This is a genomic window from Thioalkalivibrio sp. ARh3 (assembly GCF_000377265.1).
Lineage (GTDB): Bacteria > Pseudomonadota > Gammaproteobacteria > Ectothiorhodospirales > Ectothiorhodospiraceae > Thioalkalivibrio > Thioalkalivibrio thiocyanoxidans.
This window is the reverse complement of record NZ_KB897949.1, coordinates 94,129-111,254: the sequence shown is the minus strand read 5'-3', so window position 1 is coordinate 111,254 and position 17,126 is coordinate 94,129. Positions and strand designations below refer to the sequence as shown.

The window sequence follows — 17,126 nt, the reverse complement described above, 5'->3', positions numbered from 1 at the left end:
GGAACCCCGTCGGGAAGATGCTGAATTGGTCAGTCCGCGCGGTCGATGTAGCGCTTGAGAATCGGGCTGTAGGCGTCGATGCGACGGTCGCGCAGGAAGGGCCACATGCGGCGAACCGCCTCGGTGCGGCCTAGGTCCAGGGTGGCGCGGAGGATCTCGGGCTGATCCTCGCCCGCCTGCGCCAGGAACTCGCCCTGCGGGCCCGCAATGAAGCTGGTGCCCCAGAACTGCGCCCCGGGGCTGCTTTCAGACGGATCAGCTTCGTGCCCGGTCCGGTTGCAGGCAAGGACCGGCAGGTTGTTCGCGACCGCATGGCCACGCTGGACGGTGATCCAGGCCTCGCGCTGGCGCGTCTGCTCTCCCGCCTCGTCGCGCGGGTCCCAGCCTATGGCGGTCGGGTAGATCAGGCACTGGGCCCCGGACAGGGCCATGATGCGCGCGGCCTCCGGATACCACTGGTCCCAGCAGACCAGCACGCCCAGCCGCCCTACCGAGGTGTCGATCGGGACGAAGCCGGTGTCACCGGGGGTGAAGTAGTACTTCTCGTAATAGCCGGGGTCGTCCGGGATATGCATCTTGCGGTACAGACCCGCCGGGCGGCCATCGGCCTCGAAGACGATTGCGGTGTTGTGGTAGACGCCGGCCGCCCGGCGCTCGAACAGCGAGGTCACGAGCACCACGGCGTTGTCACGGGCGATCTGTCCCAGGCGTTTGGTGGATGGGCCGGGGATGGCCTCGGCCCGGTCGAACACGCTCGGGTCCTCGGTCTGGCAGAAGTAGGGGCCGGTGTGCAGCTCGGCCAGCACGACCAGGCGGGCACCCCCTGCCGCGGCTTCGGCCACGGCCTGGGCGGTCGCGCCCAGGTTGGCCTCGGCGCTGCCGGCATCGCGGTGCTGGATCAGGGCCACGGGCAGGGTATCGGTCGTCATAGCGGATCAGTCTTCCGGCATGCCAAGGGCACCCCTGGGATATTGCATGGTCAGGCAATGGAGGCTGCCACCTTGCCGGATGAAGGCCCGGCAGTCGATTTCCACGATCTCGCGTCCCGGAAAGGCCTCGGTGAGACGATCGAGCGCGATGGCGTCGGCGGGATCGTCATAGGCCGGCATCAGGACCGCATCGTTGATGATCAGGAAGTTGGCGTAGGTTGCTGGCAGGCGCTGGCCGTCGGGACCGTAGTGCGGGCGAGGCCAGGGCAGAGGGATGAGCCGGTAGGGCTCGCCGGAGGCCTGGCGCAACGAACGCAGCTCCTCCTCCATGGCCGCCAGTTCGCCGTGATGCGGATCGTCGGGGTCGTCGCACTGGACATAGGCGATGGTGTCCGGGCTGCAGAAGCGGGCGAGGGTGTCGATATGGCTGTCGGTGTCGTCCCCCTCGAGGTGGCCATGCTCCAGCCACAGGATCCGTTGTGCTCCCAGGTGGTCATGCAGGCGGCGTTCGATCGCGGCCTTGTCCAGATCCGGGTTGCGTGTGGGCTGCAGCAGGCATTGAGTGGTCGTCAGCAGGGTGCCGTCGCCGTCGGACTCGATGCTGCCACCCTCCAGGACCATTGCGATAGGCTCCGGGACGTTTGGGCCGTAGACGCCCTGCTGGGCCAGTGTGGCGGTGATCGCGTTGTCGCGTGCGGCCGGAAACTTGTTGCCCCAGCCGTTGAACGCAAAGTCCAGCAGGCGAGGCCGAGGGCCTTCCACTACGGTGATCGGGCCATGGTCCCGGGCCCAGGTGTCGTCGGAGTCGGCCAGCGCGAACCACAGGCGGTCGTTACGGATGGCGGCCTCCACCAGGAAGCCGGAGATCTCTTCGATGTGCTCCGGGTCGCGCGCGACGATGACCACCGGCTCGAAGCGGCTGATCGCGGCCGCGAGCGTGGCAAAGACAGGATGGACCTGATCCAGTATCGGGGCCCAGTCGGTACCGTCATGCGGCCAGGTGAGCTGAACACCGGCCTGGGGTTCCCACTCTGCTGGTAGACGCCGGGTATTGGAGGGGGATGCGCCGTCCGTCACGGCCGACGCGGGGTCTGTTCGCCGTGCACGATGCTGTGCAGTACGTATTCGCCCTCGAACACCACGGAAAAGTCGTCGTAGTCCCAGCGCGTGATCGGGGGATCACCGACCGTCGGGTGGCGCTGGGCGGGTTCGCCGTGCTGCCCGCGGACGCTGGACTGGCTTTGTCCGCGCTCGGGAAGCCCCTCGCGGGTCTGCACCTGGAAGTCTCCGTCTGTGCCCCGCAAGATCTCGGCATGCGCCTCGCTTGGGACGAAGGTGGCGAGTGCCGTGGTCGCGAGCAGCATGGCCACGGCGGATGCGGCGGTCAGGCTGCGCGGACAGGTGAGCATTGGCTTTGCATGATTCCCTTGCATGAGACGAATCTCCGGTGGCTCGCGGTCGTTAACGTACATGGTAGCGACATCCTCGCGCACGTGCCTCCCGTGAGCGATCGCCGGGGCATTGGGGATAGGCGCGCACGCGTAACTCTGGCATGATTTCCCGATGTTCCGCCCGCTCCCGCTCGCCATCGGTCTGCGCTATACGCGCGCCAAGCGGCGTAATCACTTCATCTCCTTTATCTCGGTCGTCTCGATCCTGGGGCTGGTGCTGGGCGTGATGGCGCTGATCACCGTGCTCTCGGTGATGAATGGCTTCGAACGCGAACTGCGCGATCGCATCCTGGGAATGGCCTCGCACGCGACCATCCAGGATGTGAACGGCGGTCTGCGCAATTGGGAATCACTGAAGGACCAGGTCGAGACGATCGACGACCGGGTACTGGCGGCCGCGCCGTACGTCCAGGGTGAGGCCATGCTCAGTGCGACCGGGAACATCTCCGGCGCGCTGATTCGCGGGGTGGAGCCGGAATCCGAGGAGCGCGTGGCGCGGATCGGCGAACACATGACCCAGGGCCGTCTCGGGCAACTGGAGGCGGGGGCCTATCGGATCGTGCTGGGCCGTGAACTGGCGACGGAGCTGCGCGTGCGCGTGGGCGACTCTCTGATCCTGATGGCGCCACAGGCCTCGGTTTCTCCGGCCGGGGTGATGCCGCGGATGCGCCGCTTCGAGGTGGCCGGCATCTTCGAGGTGGGGATGTACGAATACGACCGCGGGACGGCGTTCATTCACCTCGAGGATGCCCAGGCCGTATTCCAGACCGGCGAGAACGTCACCGGATTGCGCCTGCGTCTGACGGACATGATGCGGGCCGGCGTGATCTCGCGCGAGGTGGCCAGCGAGCTGGACGGGCTGTTCCGGGTGTCCGACTGGACACGCCAGCATGCGAATCTGTTCCGCGCGATCCAGATCGAGAAGATGGTGATGTTCATCATCCTGTCCCTGATCGTCGCCGTGGCCGCCTTCAACATCGTTTCCACCCTGATCATGCTGGTGACCGACAAGCAGGGGGATATCGCGATTCTGCGAACCCTTGGATTGTCCCCCTCGGGGGTGATGGCGGTGTTCGTGGTCCAGGGGGTGGTGATCGGCGCGATCGGCATCCTGCTCGGCTCGATCGCCGGCGTCGCGCTGGCGCTCAATATCGACGTCGTGGTGCCGTTCATCGAGCGCGCGATGGGCATCGAATTTCTGGCAGCGGATGTCTATTATATCAGTGACTTGCCTTCTGAACTGAAAGCTTCGGATGTCTTCCGGGTCGGGGGGCTGGCCTTCCTGCTGACCGTCGTGGCCACGCTGTTCCCGGCCTGGCGCGCCGCCCGTACGCAACCGGCGGAGGCCCTGCGCCATGACTGAAGCCACCATGCCAGTACTGGAGGCCGAGGGGGTCGAGCGGCGCTTTCGTGACGGCAAGCTCGACGTGGCCGTGCTGCAGGGGGTCGATTTCCGGCTGGAGCCGGGCGACCAGACGGCGATTATCGGCGCCTCCGGCTCCGGCAAGAGTACGCTGCTGCATCTTCTTGGAGGGCTCGATCAGCCCACGGCGGGCAAGGTCCGTCTACTGGGCCAGGAGTGGTCCCGCATGAGCGAGGCGCGTCGGGGGCGCATGCGCAACCAGCATCTGGGATTCGTCTACCAGTTCCATCACCTGCTGCCCGAACTGACGGCCGTCGAGAACGTGGCACTGCCGCTGCTGATCCGAGGAGCCTCCAGCCGCCGGGCACGGCAGGAGGCGGAGCACTGGCTCGGCCAGGTGGACCTTGGGCACCGCGGTGCGCACAAGCCGGCGGAACTGTCGGGTGGCGAGCGCCAGCGCGTGGCGATCGCGCGTGCGCTGGTCACACGGCCGTCCGCCATCCTGGCTGACGAGCCGACCGGAAACCTGGATCAGGAGCGTGCCCAGCATGTGTTTGCGCTGCTGCGCGAGATGAACCGTTCTACCGGCACGGCCCTGGCGCTGGTGACGCATGACATCACCCTGGCGCGCGAGCTCGATCGGTCGGTACAGCTGGTCAAGGGGCATCTGGAACACGAGCACTTCCACGGCCAGCTCGCCGGCGAGTGACCCGCCCGCTCGGGAACACCGAGCAGCGGCATCCCAACCTTCCAGTCGGCGTTTGTGGCGCGCCGGCTACCAGCCCGAATCGTCGTTTTCCGCCTTGTCCTTCTGGCGCTCCTGTCGCAATCGTCGCAATGCGCGCCGGGTGCGCAGGCGCTGCACGACGTTGACCCGCCACAGCACGCGCACCAGCAGATACCCGGACAGACTGGCCAGGGTCGCGAACAGCAGGCTGCCGAGCAGCAGCGGCTGCCAGATGGTCAGCAGCTCGGTACTGAACCATTCCCAGCTCCAGTCGAGATGGACATCGCGGGGCGGTTCCCCCAGCAGCTTGCGGCCGACCGTATAGGCCATATACAACATGGGGGGCATGGTGATCGGGTTGGAGATCCAGACCAGGATCACCGAGATGGGCAGGTTGACGCGCACGATCAGCGCGACGATCGCGGCGACCAGCATCTGCATAGGGATGGGCAGAAAGGTCACGAACAGCCCGACGGCAAACGCACCAGCCACGGAGCGGCGGTTCAGATGCCACAGATCCGGAGACCGCAGGCGCGGCCCCAGCGGCGAGAGCGCGCGATGGCCGCGCACGCCCTCCATGCCGGGGAACAGCCTTCTGATGATGTGCTTCGCCATGTCTATGGGTGCCTGTGGGACTCTCGCGGGCCCAAGCCTGGGCGTGCATCCTACCTGCTAGGACTGACCCCTGGGGAGAGGATTCCTGCGCTTCGCGGATGGTACCGCGTGCCATGATGGCCGCGGTGCTGGGTTTGATGGCGGGGATATGGGGACTCCATCAGGTCCCTGTGCTGCCCGCCGTTCTCGCGGGCCCATTCACAGTACTCGTTCCCGTCGTTGCGGCGATGGCCGCCCTGGCCTGGTTCTGGACGGCGCGATGGGCGCCCTCGTTCGCCTGGCTGCCGGCGGCCTCGCTGGGTCTGCTGGCAGGGGCGTGGCTGGCGGCCCCGCATGCCACGGCCTGGTCGGACAAGGTCCTCGGCCCCGAATGGTCGGGCGAAGAAGTCTCGGTGCGGGCGCAGGTGATCGGTTTGCCGGAGCACGACGAGCGACGCAGTCGGTTCCGTGTGCGGGTGTCGGAAACCGTGCAGGGCGCCCCCGGACTGGATCTGGACGGACGCAGACTCCGGGTGAGTGCCTTCCCGGCACGACCGGCGATCCGGGTGGGGGATCACCTGCGGCTGGACTTGCGGTTGCGTGGTGTGGAAGGGCCCCGCAACCCGGGGGCATTCGATGCGGCCGCCTGGTTCTATCGCGAGGGGTTGCACGGAAGCGCCGTCGCCCGCTTGGTGACGCCAATGAAAGCCGCAGAAGGCCGAGCGAGTGCCCGCGTGGTCATGCACAGTCTTCGGGCTCGGATGCAGGATCGACTGGAACACGCTGCCCCGGATCTACGCCACCCGGGCCTCGTGCAGGCCCTTATCATCGGCAATCGCCAAGCCATGACCGAAAGCGAGTGGCAGGCGTTCCTCCGCACTGGCACCAATCACTTGATGGCAATCTCGGGGTTGCACGTGGCCCTGGTGGCCGGGTTTGCCGGAGGCATTGCCGGATGGCTGTGGTCCGTCGTCGCGCCGCTGCGACGGATTCGGCGCTGGCTGTTCGTGTGTGTGGTCGGGCTCGTGGCCGCCACGGGTTACGCTGTGCTCGCCGGTTTCAGCATCCCGACGCAGAGGGCCTTGCTGATGCTGGTCGCATTCACGCTCGCACTGCTGTCCCGTCGGGAGGGCGTGGCCTGGCGCGCACTGGCCCTGGCCGCCGCCTTGGTGCTGATCGTGCATCCGCCAAGCGTGCTGGCGCCGGGATTCTGGTTCTCGTTCGGCGCGGTCGCCGTGATCCTGTTGTTGTTGCAGGGGCGGATTGGGGCGACCGGATGGCGCGAGGGCATGCGTATCCAGGTCGTCCTGGCGCTGGCCATGCTGCCGCTCAGCCTGGCCTGGTTCCAGCTGGGGTCCTGGGTCGCACCCGTGGCGAACCTGGTCGCGGTGCCCACGGTGACGCTGCTGATCCTCCCGTTACTGCTGATTGGGGCCTTGCTCGCCTGGTGGTGGCCGGCCGCCGGCGGGCTGCCGCTTGGGGTGGCGGATGGCTTGCTGGCACTGCTGGTGATGACGCTCGAGGCCCTGGCCGGGATCCCCGTTCTGGTGGATCAGCGCCATGTGCCAGTGGCCGCGGCCTTGCTGGGGGCGGTGTCCGTGCTCCTGGTGCTGCAACCGCTGGCACGGCGAATGACGCCCTGGATCGCGATGGCCGCGATTGCGCTGGCGGCACCCTTGCGACCGGATCTGGCAGCCGGGCAGTGGCGCGTCCAGGCCCTGGACGTGGGAGCGGGGCAGGCCACCATCGTGCAGACCCGGCGCCACACCTTGTTGATCGATGCAGGTCCGGGACGGGAAGGCGGGTTCAGCGCCGGCGACCGGATCGTGGTGCCGGCTCTGCGCACGAGTGGAATCCAGTCGCTGGATGCCCTGATGGTGACACACGAGCACGGTGGCCACGCGGGGGGCGTGGCGGCAGTGCGCGAACAAATGCCCGTGGGGCGTGTGCTGCGCCTCAACCCTGCGAACCCCCGATCCGACGGGGTGTGCGAACAAGGGCAGCAGTGGACCTGGGACGGCGTGCGTTTCGAAGTGCTTCATCCGCCGCCCGGCTGGAATAGCGAGGCTTCCGCGTCCTGCGTGCTCAAGGTGGAGGGCAAGGATGCCACCCTGTTGATGATGGGCGGGCTGGATAGCCTGGGCGAGGCGGTGATGCGCCGAGAGAACCCGGGGTTTTCAGTCGACTTGCTGGTGGCGCCGAGGACCTCCAGTCCGCGCGCCTTGCACGACGATTGGCTGACACGTTTCCCGCCCAGTCAGGTCTGGGCTGCGACCACCGCAGACGGGGCGGGACTGCCCGACGAGGCACGGGAACGGCTCGAGAAGCGGGGCATACCGCTCTACGAGACCGGGCAGAGCGGGGCACTGGTCACGTCCAGCGCGCAACTCGATCAAATTCCGGCCACGGGGCGATCGCGTACTCGGTTCTGGCATTTATCGGCGTCCGATAACCGGGATGGCCTCGGTCCTCCATCGGTGCCCTGATAGAATGGGTCCATGACACAGTACAGCTCGGACACGATCCGCCCGATTCGGTTTGAAGACGGCAACCTCTATCTGCTGGACCAGCGCCTGCTCCCGGACGAGACCGTGCGCCAGTGCTATACCGATGCTGGTGAGGTCGCCGCGGCAATCCGCGACATGGTCGTGCGCGGCGCACCCGCGATCGGGATCACGGCCGCGTTCGGGGTCGTGCTGGCGTGTCGGAAGGCTCGCGGGCAGGCCGACTGGCGCGAACGGGTGGCCGCGGACATGGAGCGCCTGCGCGCCGCGCGGCCTACGGCGGTGAATCTCTTCTGGGCCCTGGACCGCATGGCGCGGGAGGTCGATGCCGCGACGGATCTGGAGGCCGCGATTGAGGCAACCACGGCCGCGGCCCGTCAGATGCTGGACGAGGACATCGCGGGCAATCGTCGCATGGGCTGCCATGGAGCCGGTCTGATCGAGCCGGGACGGGCCGTGCTGACCCACTGCAATACGGGTTCGCTGGCCACCGGGGGCTATGGTACCGCGCTGGGCGTGATCCGCGCGGCCTGGGACGACGGGCGGATTACCGAGGTCTTTGCCGACGAGACCCGCCCGTGGCTCCAGGGCAGTCGCCTGACCGCCTGGGAACTCGTGCATGACGGTATCCCGGTACAGCTGCTGTGCGAAGGGGCGGCCGCCAGCCTGCTGCGTTCCGGTCGCGTGGGCTGGGTGATTGTGGGATCCGACCGCATTGCGGCCAATGGCGATGTGGCGAACAAGGTCGGGACCTATGGACTGGCCCTGCTGGCGCGTGCCCACGGGGTCCGATTCATGGTCGCGGCGCCATTGTCGACCATCGACTTCGACATGCCCGACGGCGACGGCATCCCGATCGAACAGCGGGCCGAAGACGAGGTGCTGGCACTCGCCGGGACCCGCGTGGCTGCTGCCGGTGCACGCGCCTACAACCCGGCGTTCGACGTGACGCCGGCGCACCTGATCGATGCGATCGTGACGGAGCATGGCGTAGTCGAGGCGCCCGACCATGACAAATTGGCAGAGCTGCGGCAGCGAGCGGCGGCGGCTCAGGACGCCGTTCTCGAAGACTGACAAGGCAACATTAGCCCGTTTCACGCGCAGCTCTCGGCTGAGAGCCACAGAGGAGCGATTTCAGGGCCATTCGCTAGGCCCCAGTGGTTACCCCTGTGGTATGATCGCGAGCTTGTTCAGACGGACGGCGTAACCCTCGATGGCTGAATTTGCCAAGGAAATCTTCCCGGTCAATCTCGAAGACGAGATGCAGCAGTCCTACCTCGATTACGCGATGAGCGTAATCGTGGGCCGGGCCCTCCCCGATGTCCGTGACGGCCTCAAGCCGGTCCATCGCCGCGTGCTCTACGCGATGCGCGAGCTGGGCAACGATTACAACAAGCCGTACAAGAAGTCGGCGCGCGTGGTCGGTGACGTGATCGGTAAATACCACCCGCATGGCGATTCCGCCGTCTACGACGCCATCGTGCGCATGGCGCAGCCGTTCTCGATGCGCTACATGCTGGCCGACGGCCAGGGCAACTTCGGCTCCATTGACGGCGACTCCCCGGCGGCCATGCGTTACACCGAGGTGCGCATGGCGCGCATCGCGGCCGAACTGCTGGCCGACATCGACAAGGAAACGGTCGATTTCATCGACAACTACGACGGCTCCGAACAGGAGCCGGCGGTCCTCCCGAGCAAGTTTCCCAACCTGCTGGTCAACGGCTCCGCCGGGATCGCGGTGGGGATGGCGACCAACATCCCGCCGCACAACCTGCGCGAGGTGATCAACGCCTGTGTGGCGCTGATCGATGACCCGGACATCTCGATCGATGGGCTGATGGAACATGTGCCGGGCCCCGACTTCCCGACGGCGGGGATCATCAACGGCGTGGAAGGCGTGCGCGAGGCCTATCGCACGGGCCGCGGCCGGGTGCTGATCCGGGCGCGCTCGCATGTCGAGCCGCTGGAGGGCGGCCAGCGTGAGGCGATCGTCGTCACCGAACTCCCGTACCAGGTGAACAAGGCCCGCCTGACCGAGAAGATCGCCGAACTGGTCAAGGAAAAGCGCATCGACGGCATCTCGGAGCTGCGTGACGAGTCGGACAAGGACGGCATGCGTCTGGTCATCGAGCTCAAGCGCGGCGAGATGGCCGAGGTGGTGCTGAACCACCTGTACATGCATACGCAGATGCAGAACGTCTTCGGCATCAACATCGTCGCGCTGGTCGATGGCCAGCCGAAGGTGCTGGATCTGCGCCAGGTGCTGGAGGCCTTCCTGCGGCATCGCCGCGAGGTGGTCACCCGCCGCACCATCTTTGACCTGCGCAAGGCGCGCGAGCGGGCCCATATCCTGGAAGGCCTGGCGATCGCGCTGGCGAACATTGACCCGGTCATCGAGCTGATCCGGGCCGCCTCCAATCCGGCCGAGGCCAAGGCGGGGTTGCTGGCGCGCAGCTGGCCGCTGGGTGTGGTCAGCGACATGCTGGACCGGGGCGGCGCCAGCGCGTCGCGGCCGGAAGACCTGGCGCCGGAATACGGCGTGGGCGACGACGGCTATCGCCTGTCCGAGGCTCAGGCCCAGGCGATCCTGGACCTGCGTCTGCACCGCCTGACCGGGCTGGAGCAGGACAAGATCCTCGACGAATACCGCGAGCTGCTGGACCTGATCGACGACCTGCTCGATATCCTCGGCTCTGGCGAGCGGCTGCAGCAGGAGATTCGCAACGAGCTGCTGGCCGTGGCCGAACAGTTCGGAGACGAACGCCGCAGCGAGATCCGTGAACGCCAGGCGAACCTGACGCTGGAAGACCTGATCGGCGAGGAGGACGTCGTAGTGACGCTCTCCCATGCCGGCTACGTGAAGTACCAGCCGGTGGCCGATTACCGCGCGCAGCGCCGTGGTGGGCGGGGCAAGGCGGCCGCGAGCTTCAAGGAAGAGGATTTCGTCGACCGGCTGCTGGTCGCGAACACCCATGACACGGTGCTGTGCTTCTCCAGCCGCGGCCGCGTGTACTGGCTGAAGGTCTACGAGCTGCCACAGGGCTCGCGCGCCTCGCGCGGCAAGCCGATCGTCAACCTGCTGCCGCTGGAACCGGACGAACGCATCAATGCGATCCTGCCGGTGCGCGAGTACGACCCGGATCATTACGTGTTCATGGTCACGGCGCGCGGCACGGTCAAGAAGACGCCGCTGACGGACTTCTCGCGCCGGCGCTCCACCGGGATTATCGCGGTGGACCTGCGTGACGACGACTACCTGGTGGACGTCTCGCTGACCGACGGCCAGATGGACGTGATGCTGATCACCACGGCGGGCAAGGCGGTCCGCTTCTCGGAGGACGACGTGCGGCCGATGGGGCGTACCGCCTGCGGTGTACGCGGCGTGCGCATGGAGTCGGATCATCGCGTGATAGCGCTGCTGAACGTCGCCGAGGGGGCGGCCTTGCTGGCCACCGAGAACGGCTACGGCAAACGTACCCGCTTTGACGAATTCCCGGTCCACCGTCGCGGCGGACAGGGCGTGATCGCGATCCAGACCGAAGGGCGCAACGGGCCGCTGGTCGGCGCCGCGCGGGTGCTGGAAGACGACGAGGCGATGCTGATTACCACGGGAGGAACACTGGTCCGCACGCCGGTGGACCAGATCCCGCTGATCGGGCGCAACACCCAGGGCGTGCGGCTGATCCGTCTGGACGAGGGCGAGCGTCTGGTGGAACTGGCCCGGGTCGAGAAGCTGCAGGGCGAGGACGAGGACGACACGGGGGAAGAAGACACCCCGGAATCTACTCAGAACACGACGGACAACGGAGATCCGGAATGAGCCGAGTGCATAACTTCAGCGCGGGGCCGGCCGCCCTGCCGCAGGCCGTCCTGGAACGGGCGCGCGACGAGCTGATCGATTTCCATGGTGCGGGCATGTCCGTGATGGAGATGAGCCATCGCGGCAAGCCGTTCATGGAGGTCGCCGAGAAGGCCGAGCAGGATCTGCGCAAGCTGATGAACATCCCGGACAACTACAGCGTGCTGTTCCTGCAGGGCGGGGCGACCGGCCAGTTCGCGGCGATCCCGATGAACCTGCAGCCGGGCGGCAAGCCGATGGACTACATCGACACCGGGGCCTGGTCGGGCAAGGCGATCAAGGAGGCCCAGAAGTTCGGTCCGGTGAACATCGTTGCCAGCTCCCAGGCCAATGGCTACGCCTCCATCCCGCCGCGCGACAGCTGGAATCTCGACCCGAATGCGGCCTACGTGCATTACACCCCGAATGAAACGATCGGCGGCGTGGAGTTCCACGAGGTTCCGGATGTCGGTGGCGTGCCGCTGGTGGCGGACATGTCCTCCACCATCCTCTCGCGCCCGATCGACGTATCAAAGTTCGGCGTTATCTATGCCGGCGCGCAGAAGAATATCGGCCCCGCCGGGCTGACCGTTGTGATCGTTCGCAACGATCTGCTGGAGAAGGAATCGAATGCGAACCTGCCGGCGGTGGTCGACTGGGCGCTGCAGGCGAAAAACGACTCCATGTACAACACGCCGCCGACCTTCGGCTGGTACCTGGCGGGGCTGGTGTTCGAGTGGCTGCTGGAGCAGGGCGGGCTGGAGAAAATGGCCGAAATCAACCAGCGCAAGGCCGAGAAGCTCTATCATTTCGTGGACAACTCGGCGTTTTATCGCAACCCGGTCGAGCCGGATGCGCGCTCGTGGATGAACGTGCCTTTCATCCTCGCGGACGATTCCCTGGATGGAACGTTCCTGAACGAGGCCGATGCCGCCGGGCTGTCGTCGCTGAAGGGGCATCGCTCGGTGGGCGGCATGCGTGCCAGCATCTACAACGCCGTACCGGAAAGTGCAGTGGACGATCTGATCGAGTTCATGGCGGATTTCGAAAACCGCCACGCCTGATTGCGATACTCCCCCGAACCGATCACGGAGGGCACCGATGTACCGGATTCAGACCTACAACAACATCGCCATACGAGGACTCGATCGCTTTCCTCGTGACCGTTACGAGGTCGCCTCGGACATCAACCAGCCCGACGCATTGATGCTGCGCTCGTTCAACCTCCACGATATCGACATCCCGGACTCCGTGCTGGCCGTGGGGCGTGCCGGCAGCGGAGTGAATAACATCCCGGTCGCGGAGCTGTCCGATCGCGGGGTCGCGGTGTTCAATGCCCCCGGAGCGAATGCCAATGCGGTGAAGGAGCTGGTGATCGCCGGCCTGCTGCTGGGCGCTCGCAACCTGCTGCCGGCGGCCGGCTATGTGCAGGAGCTGGATCCGAGCAAGGACGACTTCATGGCCGCGGTCGAGCACGGCAAGAAGCGGTTCACCGGCTTCGAGCTGCCCGGACGCAAGCTCGCCGTACTGGGACTGGGTGCCATCGGGGTCGGAGTGGCCAATGCCGCCAAGGCCCTGGGTATGGAGGTGGTCGGTTTCGATCCCAAGGTCACGGTCGAGAACGCCTGGCGCCTCGATTCGGACATCGAGCGGGCGCGCTCGGTGGAGGCGGCACTGGAAGGTGCGGACGCGGTGACGGTCCATGTTCCTCTGACCGAGAACACTCGCCATATCGTCAATGCCAAGGGCCTGGAGGGTATGAACCCAGGCGCGATGGTCCTGAACCTGGCGCGCGAGGGCATCGTCGACGACGAGGCCGTGCGGGAAGGGCTCGATGCCGAGCGCCTGCACGCCTACATCACGGATTTCCCGGTACCGACTATGCTGGGCCACCCGCGGGTCATCACGCTGCCGCACCTGGGCGCCTCGACGACCGAGTCGGAAGAGAACTGTGCGGTGATGATTGCCGACCAGCTCCGGGACTATCTCGAAAACGGCAATGTGGTGAATTCCGTCAACCTGCCGACCCTGGTGCTGGACCGCAAGGGGGATACCCGGATCGCAGTGGTCAATCGCAACCTCCCGGATCGGGTGGCAAGGGTCTCGCATGTACTGGGCGAATCCAACCTGAACATCCTGCACCTGATGAATGATTCCCGTGGAGACCTGGCGTATACCCTGCTGGATGTGGACGGGACGCCCGACCCCTCCACGCTGGACGCATTGCGGCAGATTGATGGCGTACTGCGTGCGCGGGTGCTGTAGATCGTGACAGAGAAGGGGTCATCGCCGAGAGCCACCATGGGGGCGGAAGACCTCGGGTCTTTGCGCAATCGAATCGATGCGCTGGACGGGCAGTTGCTGGAGTTGCTCAGTGAGCGGGCCCGCTGTGCCGAGGCCGTGGCGCGAGTCAAACGCGATGTCGAGCCGAACCCGGTCTTCTACCGCCCGGAGCGCGAGGCCGAGATCCTGCGGCGCGTGCGCGACGAAAACCCCGGGCCGTTGTCCGGCGAGGCGGTCGTCCGGCTGTTCCGGGAGATCATGTCCGAGTGTCTGGCGCTCGAGCATCCGCTGACGGTCGCCTACCTGGGCCCCGAGGGGACGTTTACCCATCTCGCGGCGCGCAAACACTTTGGTCACGCGGTGGAGGCGACCCCGCTGACCTCGATCGATCAGGTATTTGGCGCAGTCGAAGCTGGGCGCGCCCATTTTGGTGTGGTGCCGATCGAGAACAGCTCCGAGGGGGTGGTCACCCACACCGTGGACTGCTTCATGGACTCCACGCTGCAGATCTGTGGCGAGGTGGTGACACCGATCCATCATCACCTGCTCGCGCAGGCGGAAGACCTGAGCCAGATTCGCCGCGTCCGCGCGCATGCCCAGGCGCTGGCCCAGTGCCGGCAGTGGCTGGATACGCACCTGCCGCATGCGGAGCGCGAGGCGGTGTCCTCCAACGCACGGGCGGCGGAGGTGGCGGCCAAAGACCCGGAAAGCGCGGCAATCGCCAGCCGCGTGGCCGCCGAGCACTATGGCGTTCCCCTGCGGGTGCAGCATGTCGAGGATCGCGCGGACAACACCACGCGTTTTCTGATTATCGGCACCGCGGCGACCGAGCCGAGTGGCGCGGATCGGACCTCGATCATGCTGAGTACGGCCAACCGCCCGGGCTCGCTGTATGCACTGCTCAAGCCGATCGCCGAGGCCGGCATCAGCCTGACTCGGATCGAGTCGCGCCCCTCGCGCTGCACTCAGTGGACCTATGTGTTCTTCCTCGATCTGGTGGGGCACCAGAAGGATCCGGCGATCCGCGATTGTCTGGAGCAGCTGCGCGAGACCGCCGATACCGTCAAGGTGCTGGGGAGCTATCCTCAGGCCGCTACCTGAGGGGAACACTGATTCATGCACACGTTCGCGTTGATACCCCAGGTTTTCCGAGACAAGGCGCGGTGCGCAGCCGGTAGTGGTTCTACCGGCAAGGACCGCAACGCAGGATCGGGGAACCTGGGGCACCAACCCCAAGGGGCTCGGCCGCCCGTTGTTATCAAAAACGGGCGTGGGAACTGCGTTGCGGCTCCCTTGTGCAGAATGACTGCACGGCGGTCACCGCGCCTTGTTCGCACGCAAAAGCGACTCGAGCGCGAGCGCGTGCATGAATCAGTGTTCCCCTAATCGAGGTACTCCATGGTTTCACGCAACCCCGTGTCCGATACGAACCCGGGTGGCTTTGATGCCGCCGCGCTCGCCGTGGATGGCGTTCGGGGCCTGACGCCCTATCAGCCGGGCAAGCCGGTCGCGGCGCTGGAGCGGGAGCTGGGCATCCGGCAGGCGATCAAGATGGCCTCCAACGAGAATCCGCTGGGGCCCTCGCCCCAGGCGGTGGAGGCCGCGCGCGCGGCGATGAGCGAGGCCCACATCTATCCCGATGGGGCAGGGTTCGAACTGAAGGCCGCGCTGGCCACCCGGCATGGTGTCGAACCGGACGCCATTACCCTTGGAAACGGGTCCAACGAGATCCTGGAGCTGATTGCGCGTGCGTGGCTGGCGCCCGGTCGGGTCTCGGTCTTTTCGGCTCATGCCTTTGCCGTCTACCCGCTGGTCACGCAGGCGGTGGGGGCGGAGGCGCGCGTGGTCGATGCCCTGCCGGCGACCGACCTGGAGCAGCCCTACGGGCATGATCTGGCGGGGATGCAGAAGGCCGTGGATGACACCGTGCGGGTGGTGTTCGTCGCCAATCCGAATAACCCGACCGGGACCTGGGTCGGGCGTTCGGCGCTGGAGGCGTTTGTGGCGGCGATGCCGGCCACCACGCTGGTGGTGATCGACGAGGCCTACGCGGAATACGTCGAGCAACACGACTATCCCGACACCACCCAATGGGTTTCGCGCTACCCCAATCTCATCGTGACCCGCACGTTCTCCAAGATTCAGGGCCTTGCCGGCCTGCGCCTGGGGTATTCCATCAGCTCGCCCGCGGTTGCGGAACTGCTCAATCGCGTGCGCCAGCCGTTCAATGTGAATGCGCTTGCCCAGGCTGCGGGATTGGCGGCGCTGGGGGACTCATCGCACATCGAGCGTTCGGTGCGCGTGAATCGCGAGGGCCTGGTGCAACTGGGCGAAGGCTTGCGCGAGCGGGGACTTCGTGTAATCCCTTCGGTGGGCAACTTCATCACCTTTGACACCGGACGTGATGCGGGGGCGGTGTTCGAGGCGCTGCAGCGCGAAGGCGTGATCACTCGACCGGTGGAGAACTACGGGCTGCCCGGACATCTGCGGGTGACGGTCTCCACGGCCGAGGACAACGAACGTTTCCTGCAGGCACTGGATCGGGCCCTGGCATGATCGAGCGGCTGGTCATCTTCGGGGTCGGCCTGATCGGTGGCTCGCTCGCGCTCGCCTTGCGCGAGGCGGGTGCTGTACGCGAGATCGTGGGCTGTTCGCGCAATGCAGACAACCTGCGCGAGGCGCAGCGCCTGGGCGTGATCGATCGCTGGACGACCTCTGTGGCAGAGGCCGCGGAAGGGGCGGACATCGGTGTACTGGCGGTGCCTCTGGGGGCGATGGGGCCGCTGGCGCGCGACCTGGCCGGCTGGTGGCCGGAGGACAGCCCGTTGACCGATGTCGGCTCGAGCAAGCAGGCCGTGATCGATGCCGTGACCGAGGGCTTCGGCACCACGCCACGCCAGTTCGTGCCCGGACACCCGATCGCCGGGACCGAGAAAAGCGGGGTAGCGGCCGCTTTTCCCCGCCTGTTTCGGGACCGGCTGGTGATCCTGACCCCGGCGGATGCGACGAATCCGCTGGCCAGTGATCGCATTGCACAGATGTGGCAGGCGACCGGGGCGCGGGTGGAGTTCATGACGCCCGCCCACCATGATCGGGTCCTCGCGGCCACGAGCCACCTGCCGCACGTGCTGGCCTACACGCTGGTGGCGTCGCTGTCGGACATGAGCGAACGCGACGAGATCTTTCATTATGCCGCGGGCGGGTTTCGCGACTTCACCCGCATTGCCTCGTCGGACCCGGTGGTCTGGCGCGATATCTGTCTGGCCAACCGCGCGGCGATCCTCGAGGTGATCGAGCGCTATCAGGGTGACCTGGAACAACTGCGTGGGATGATCGAGTCCGCCGACGGGCCCGCGATCGAAGCCCGCTTTCGGCATGCAAAGGAAACCCGGGACCGCTTTTGCGACCCGGCGGACGCACAACTGGATACCTGAGAC

Annotated in this window: 14 protein-coding genes; 10 read left to right on the top strand and 4 right to left on the bottom strand. The window is 66.4% G+C overall.

Features of this window, described 5'->3' with window-relative positions; all coding sequences use genetic code 11:
• Positions 1-29 precede the first annotated feature (29 nt).
• From C995_RS0107470 to C995_RS0107460, 3 genes are read right to left on the bottom strand one after another with little or no spacing between them, the layout of a single operon-like run.
• Positions 30-929, bottom strand: a complete 900-nt coding sequence (locus tag C995_RS0107470) for a carbon-nitrogen hydrolase (RefSeq protein WP_018864333.1) — start codon at positions 927-929, stop codon at positions 30-32.
• A gap of 6 nt (positions 930-935) precedes the next feature.
• Positions 936-2,006, bottom strand: a complete 1,071-nt coding sequence (locus tag C995_RS0107465; protein WP_018864332.1) for an agmatine/peptidylarginine deiminase — start codon at positions 2,004-2,006, stop codon at positions 936-938.
• A complete protein-coding gene (locus C995_RS0107460) occupies positions 2,003-2,338 on the bottom strand; it encodes a hypothetical protein (protein ID WP_018864331.1) in 336 nt (111 codons plus the stop codon). Before C995_RS0107460 ends, C995_RS0107465 begins: the two co-directional genes overlap by 4 nt.
• 154 nt (positions 2,339-2,492) lie before the next feature.
• On the opposite strand from C995_RS0107460, the gene C995_RS0107455 reads away from it, so the two are divergent.
• Both C995_RS0107455 and C995_RS0107450 read left to right on the top strand, forming a co-directional pair.
• Positions 2,493-3,743, top strand: coding sequence for a lipoprotein-releasing ABC transporter permease subunit (locus C995_RS0107455; protein WP_018864330.1), 1,251 nt, complete (start codon positions 2,493-2,495; stop codon positions 3,741-3,743).
• Positions 3,736-4,452, top strand: a complete 717-nt coding sequence (locus C995_RS0107450) for an ABC transporter ATP-binding protein (RefSeq protein WP_026279009.1) — start codon at positions 3,736-3,738, stop codon at positions 4,450-4,452. Before C995_RS0107455 ends, C995_RS0107450 begins: the two co-directional genes overlap by 8 nt.
• Before the next feature lie 66 nt (positions 4,453-4,518).
• Here C995_RS0107450 and C995_RS0107445 read toward each other — a convergent pair whose 3' ends face one another.
• A complete protein-coding gene (locus tag C995_RS0107445) occupies positions 4,519-5,085 on the bottom strand; it encodes a DUF2062 domain-containing protein (protein ID WP_018864328.1) in 567 nt (188 codons plus the stop codon).
• 113 nt (positions 5,086-5,198) lie between these two features.
• Between C995_RS0107445 and C995_RS0107440 the strand changes: the two genes are divergently transcribed.
• From C995_RS0107440 to C995_RS0107405, 8 genes are all read left to right on the top strand, one after another.
• Positions 5,199-7,550, top strand: a complete 2,352-nt coding sequence (locus tag C995_RS0107440; protein ID WP_081618885.1) for a DNA internalization-related competence protein ComEC/Rec2 — start codon at positions 5,199-5,201, stop codon at positions 7,548-7,550.
• Positions 7,551-7,562: 12 nt separating this feature from the next.
• Positions 7,563-8,642, top strand: a complete 1,080-nt coding sequence (gene mtnA / locus C995_RS0107435; protein ID WP_018864326.1) for an S-methyl-5-thioribose-1-phosphate isomerase — start codon at positions 7,563-7,565, stop codon at positions 8,640-8,642.
• Positions 8,643-8,781: 139 nt separating this feature from the next.
• Positions 8,782-11,388 (top strand): DNA gyrase subunit A, encoded by a 2,607-nt coding sequence (gyrA, locus tag C995_RS0107430; protein ID WP_018864325.1) that lies wholly within the window; start codon positions 8,782-8,784, stop codon positions 11,386-11,388.
• Entirely contained in the window at positions 11,385-12,470 is a 1,086-nt protein-coding gene (gene serC, locus C995_RS0107425; RefSeq protein WP_018864324.1) for a 3-phosphoserine/phosphohydroxythreonine transaminase, read from the top strand. The genes gyrA and serC overlap by 4 nt, the downstream gene beginning before the upstream one ends.
• A 37-nt stretch (positions 12,471-12,507) precedes the next feature.
• A complete protein-coding gene (locus C995_RS0107420) occupies positions 12,508-13,671 on the top strand; it encodes a 3-phosphoglycerate dehydrogenase family protein (RefSeq protein WP_018864323.1) in 1,164 nt (387 codons plus the stop codon).
• Positions 13,672-13,707: 36 nt separating this feature from the next.
• Positions 13,708-14,790 (top strand): prephenate dehydratase, encoded by a 1,083-nt coding sequence (gene pheA, locus C995_RS0107415; RefSeq protein ID WP_018864322.1) that lies wholly within the window; start codon positions 13,708-13,710, stop codon positions 14,788-14,790.
• 297 nt (positions 14,791-15,087) lie between these two features.
• Complete coding sequence (gene hisC, locus C995_RS0107410; protein ID WP_018864321.1) at positions 15,088-16,245, top strand: histidinol-phosphate transaminase; 1,158 nt, start codon at positions 15,088-15,090, stop codon at positions 16,243-16,245.
• Complete coding sequence (locus C995_RS0107405; protein WP_018864320.1) at positions 16,242-17,123, top strand: prephenate dehydrogenase/arogenate dehydrogenase family protein; 882 nt, start codon at positions 16,242-16,244, stop codon at positions 17,121-17,123. Before hisC ends, C995_RS0107405 begins: the two co-directional genes overlap by 4 nt.
• The last annotated feature ends 3 nt before the right edge of the window (positions 17,124-17,126 follow it).

Bases quoted from the DNA above. Each gene is read 5' to 3' on its own strand.
- C995_RS0107470 (WP_018864333.1), bottom strand. From the start codon at position 929: ATGACGACCGATACCCTGCCCGTGGCCCTGATCCAGCACCGCGATGCC.
- C995_RS0107460 (WP_018864331.1), bottom strand. From the start codon at position 2,338: ATGCTCACCTGTCCGCGCAGCCTGACCGCCGCATCCGCCGTGGCCATG.
- C995_RS0107455 (WP_018864330.1), top strand. From the start codon at position 2,493: ATGTTCCGCCCGCTCCCGCTCGCCATCGGTCTGCGCTATACGCGCGCC.
- C995_RS0107450 (WP_026279009.1), top strand. From the start codon at position 3,736: ATGACTGAAGCCACCATGCCAGTACTGGAGGCCGAGGGGGTCGAGCGG.
- C995_RS0107445 (WP_018864328.1), bottom strand. From the start codon at position 5,085: ATGGCGAAGCACATCATCAGAAGGCTGTTCCCCGGCATGGAGGGCGTG.
- C995_RS0107440 (WP_081618885.1), top strand. From the start codon at position 5,199: ATGATGGCCGCGGTGCTGGGTTTGATGGCGGGGATATGGGGACTCCAT.
- mtnA (WP_018864326.1), top strand. From the start codon at position 7,563: ATGACACAGTACAGCTCGGACACGATCCGCCCGATTCGGTTTGAAGAC.
- gyrA (WP_018864325.1), top strand. From the start codon at position 8,782: ATGGCTGAATTTGCCAAGGAAATCTTCCCGGTCAATCTCGAAGACGAG.
- serC (WP_018864324.1), top strand. From the start codon at position 11,385: ATGAGCCGAGTGCATAACTTCAGCGCGGGGCCGGCCGCCCTGCCGCAG.
- C995_RS0107420 (WP_018864323.1), top strand. From the start codon at position 12,508: ATGTACCGGATTCAGACCTACAACAACATCGCCATACGAGGACTCGAT.
- pheA (WP_018864322.1), top strand. From the start codon at position 13,708: ATGGGGGCGGAAGACCTCGGGTCTTTGCGCAATCGAATCGATGCGCTG.
- hisC (WP_018864321.1), top strand. From the start codon at position 15,088: ATGGTTTCACGCAACCCCGTGTCCGATACGAACCCGGGTGGCTTTGAT.
- C995_RS0107405 (WP_018864320.1), top strand. From the start codon at position 16,242: ATGATCGAGCGGCTGGTCATCTTCGGGGTCGGCCTGATCGGTGGCTCG.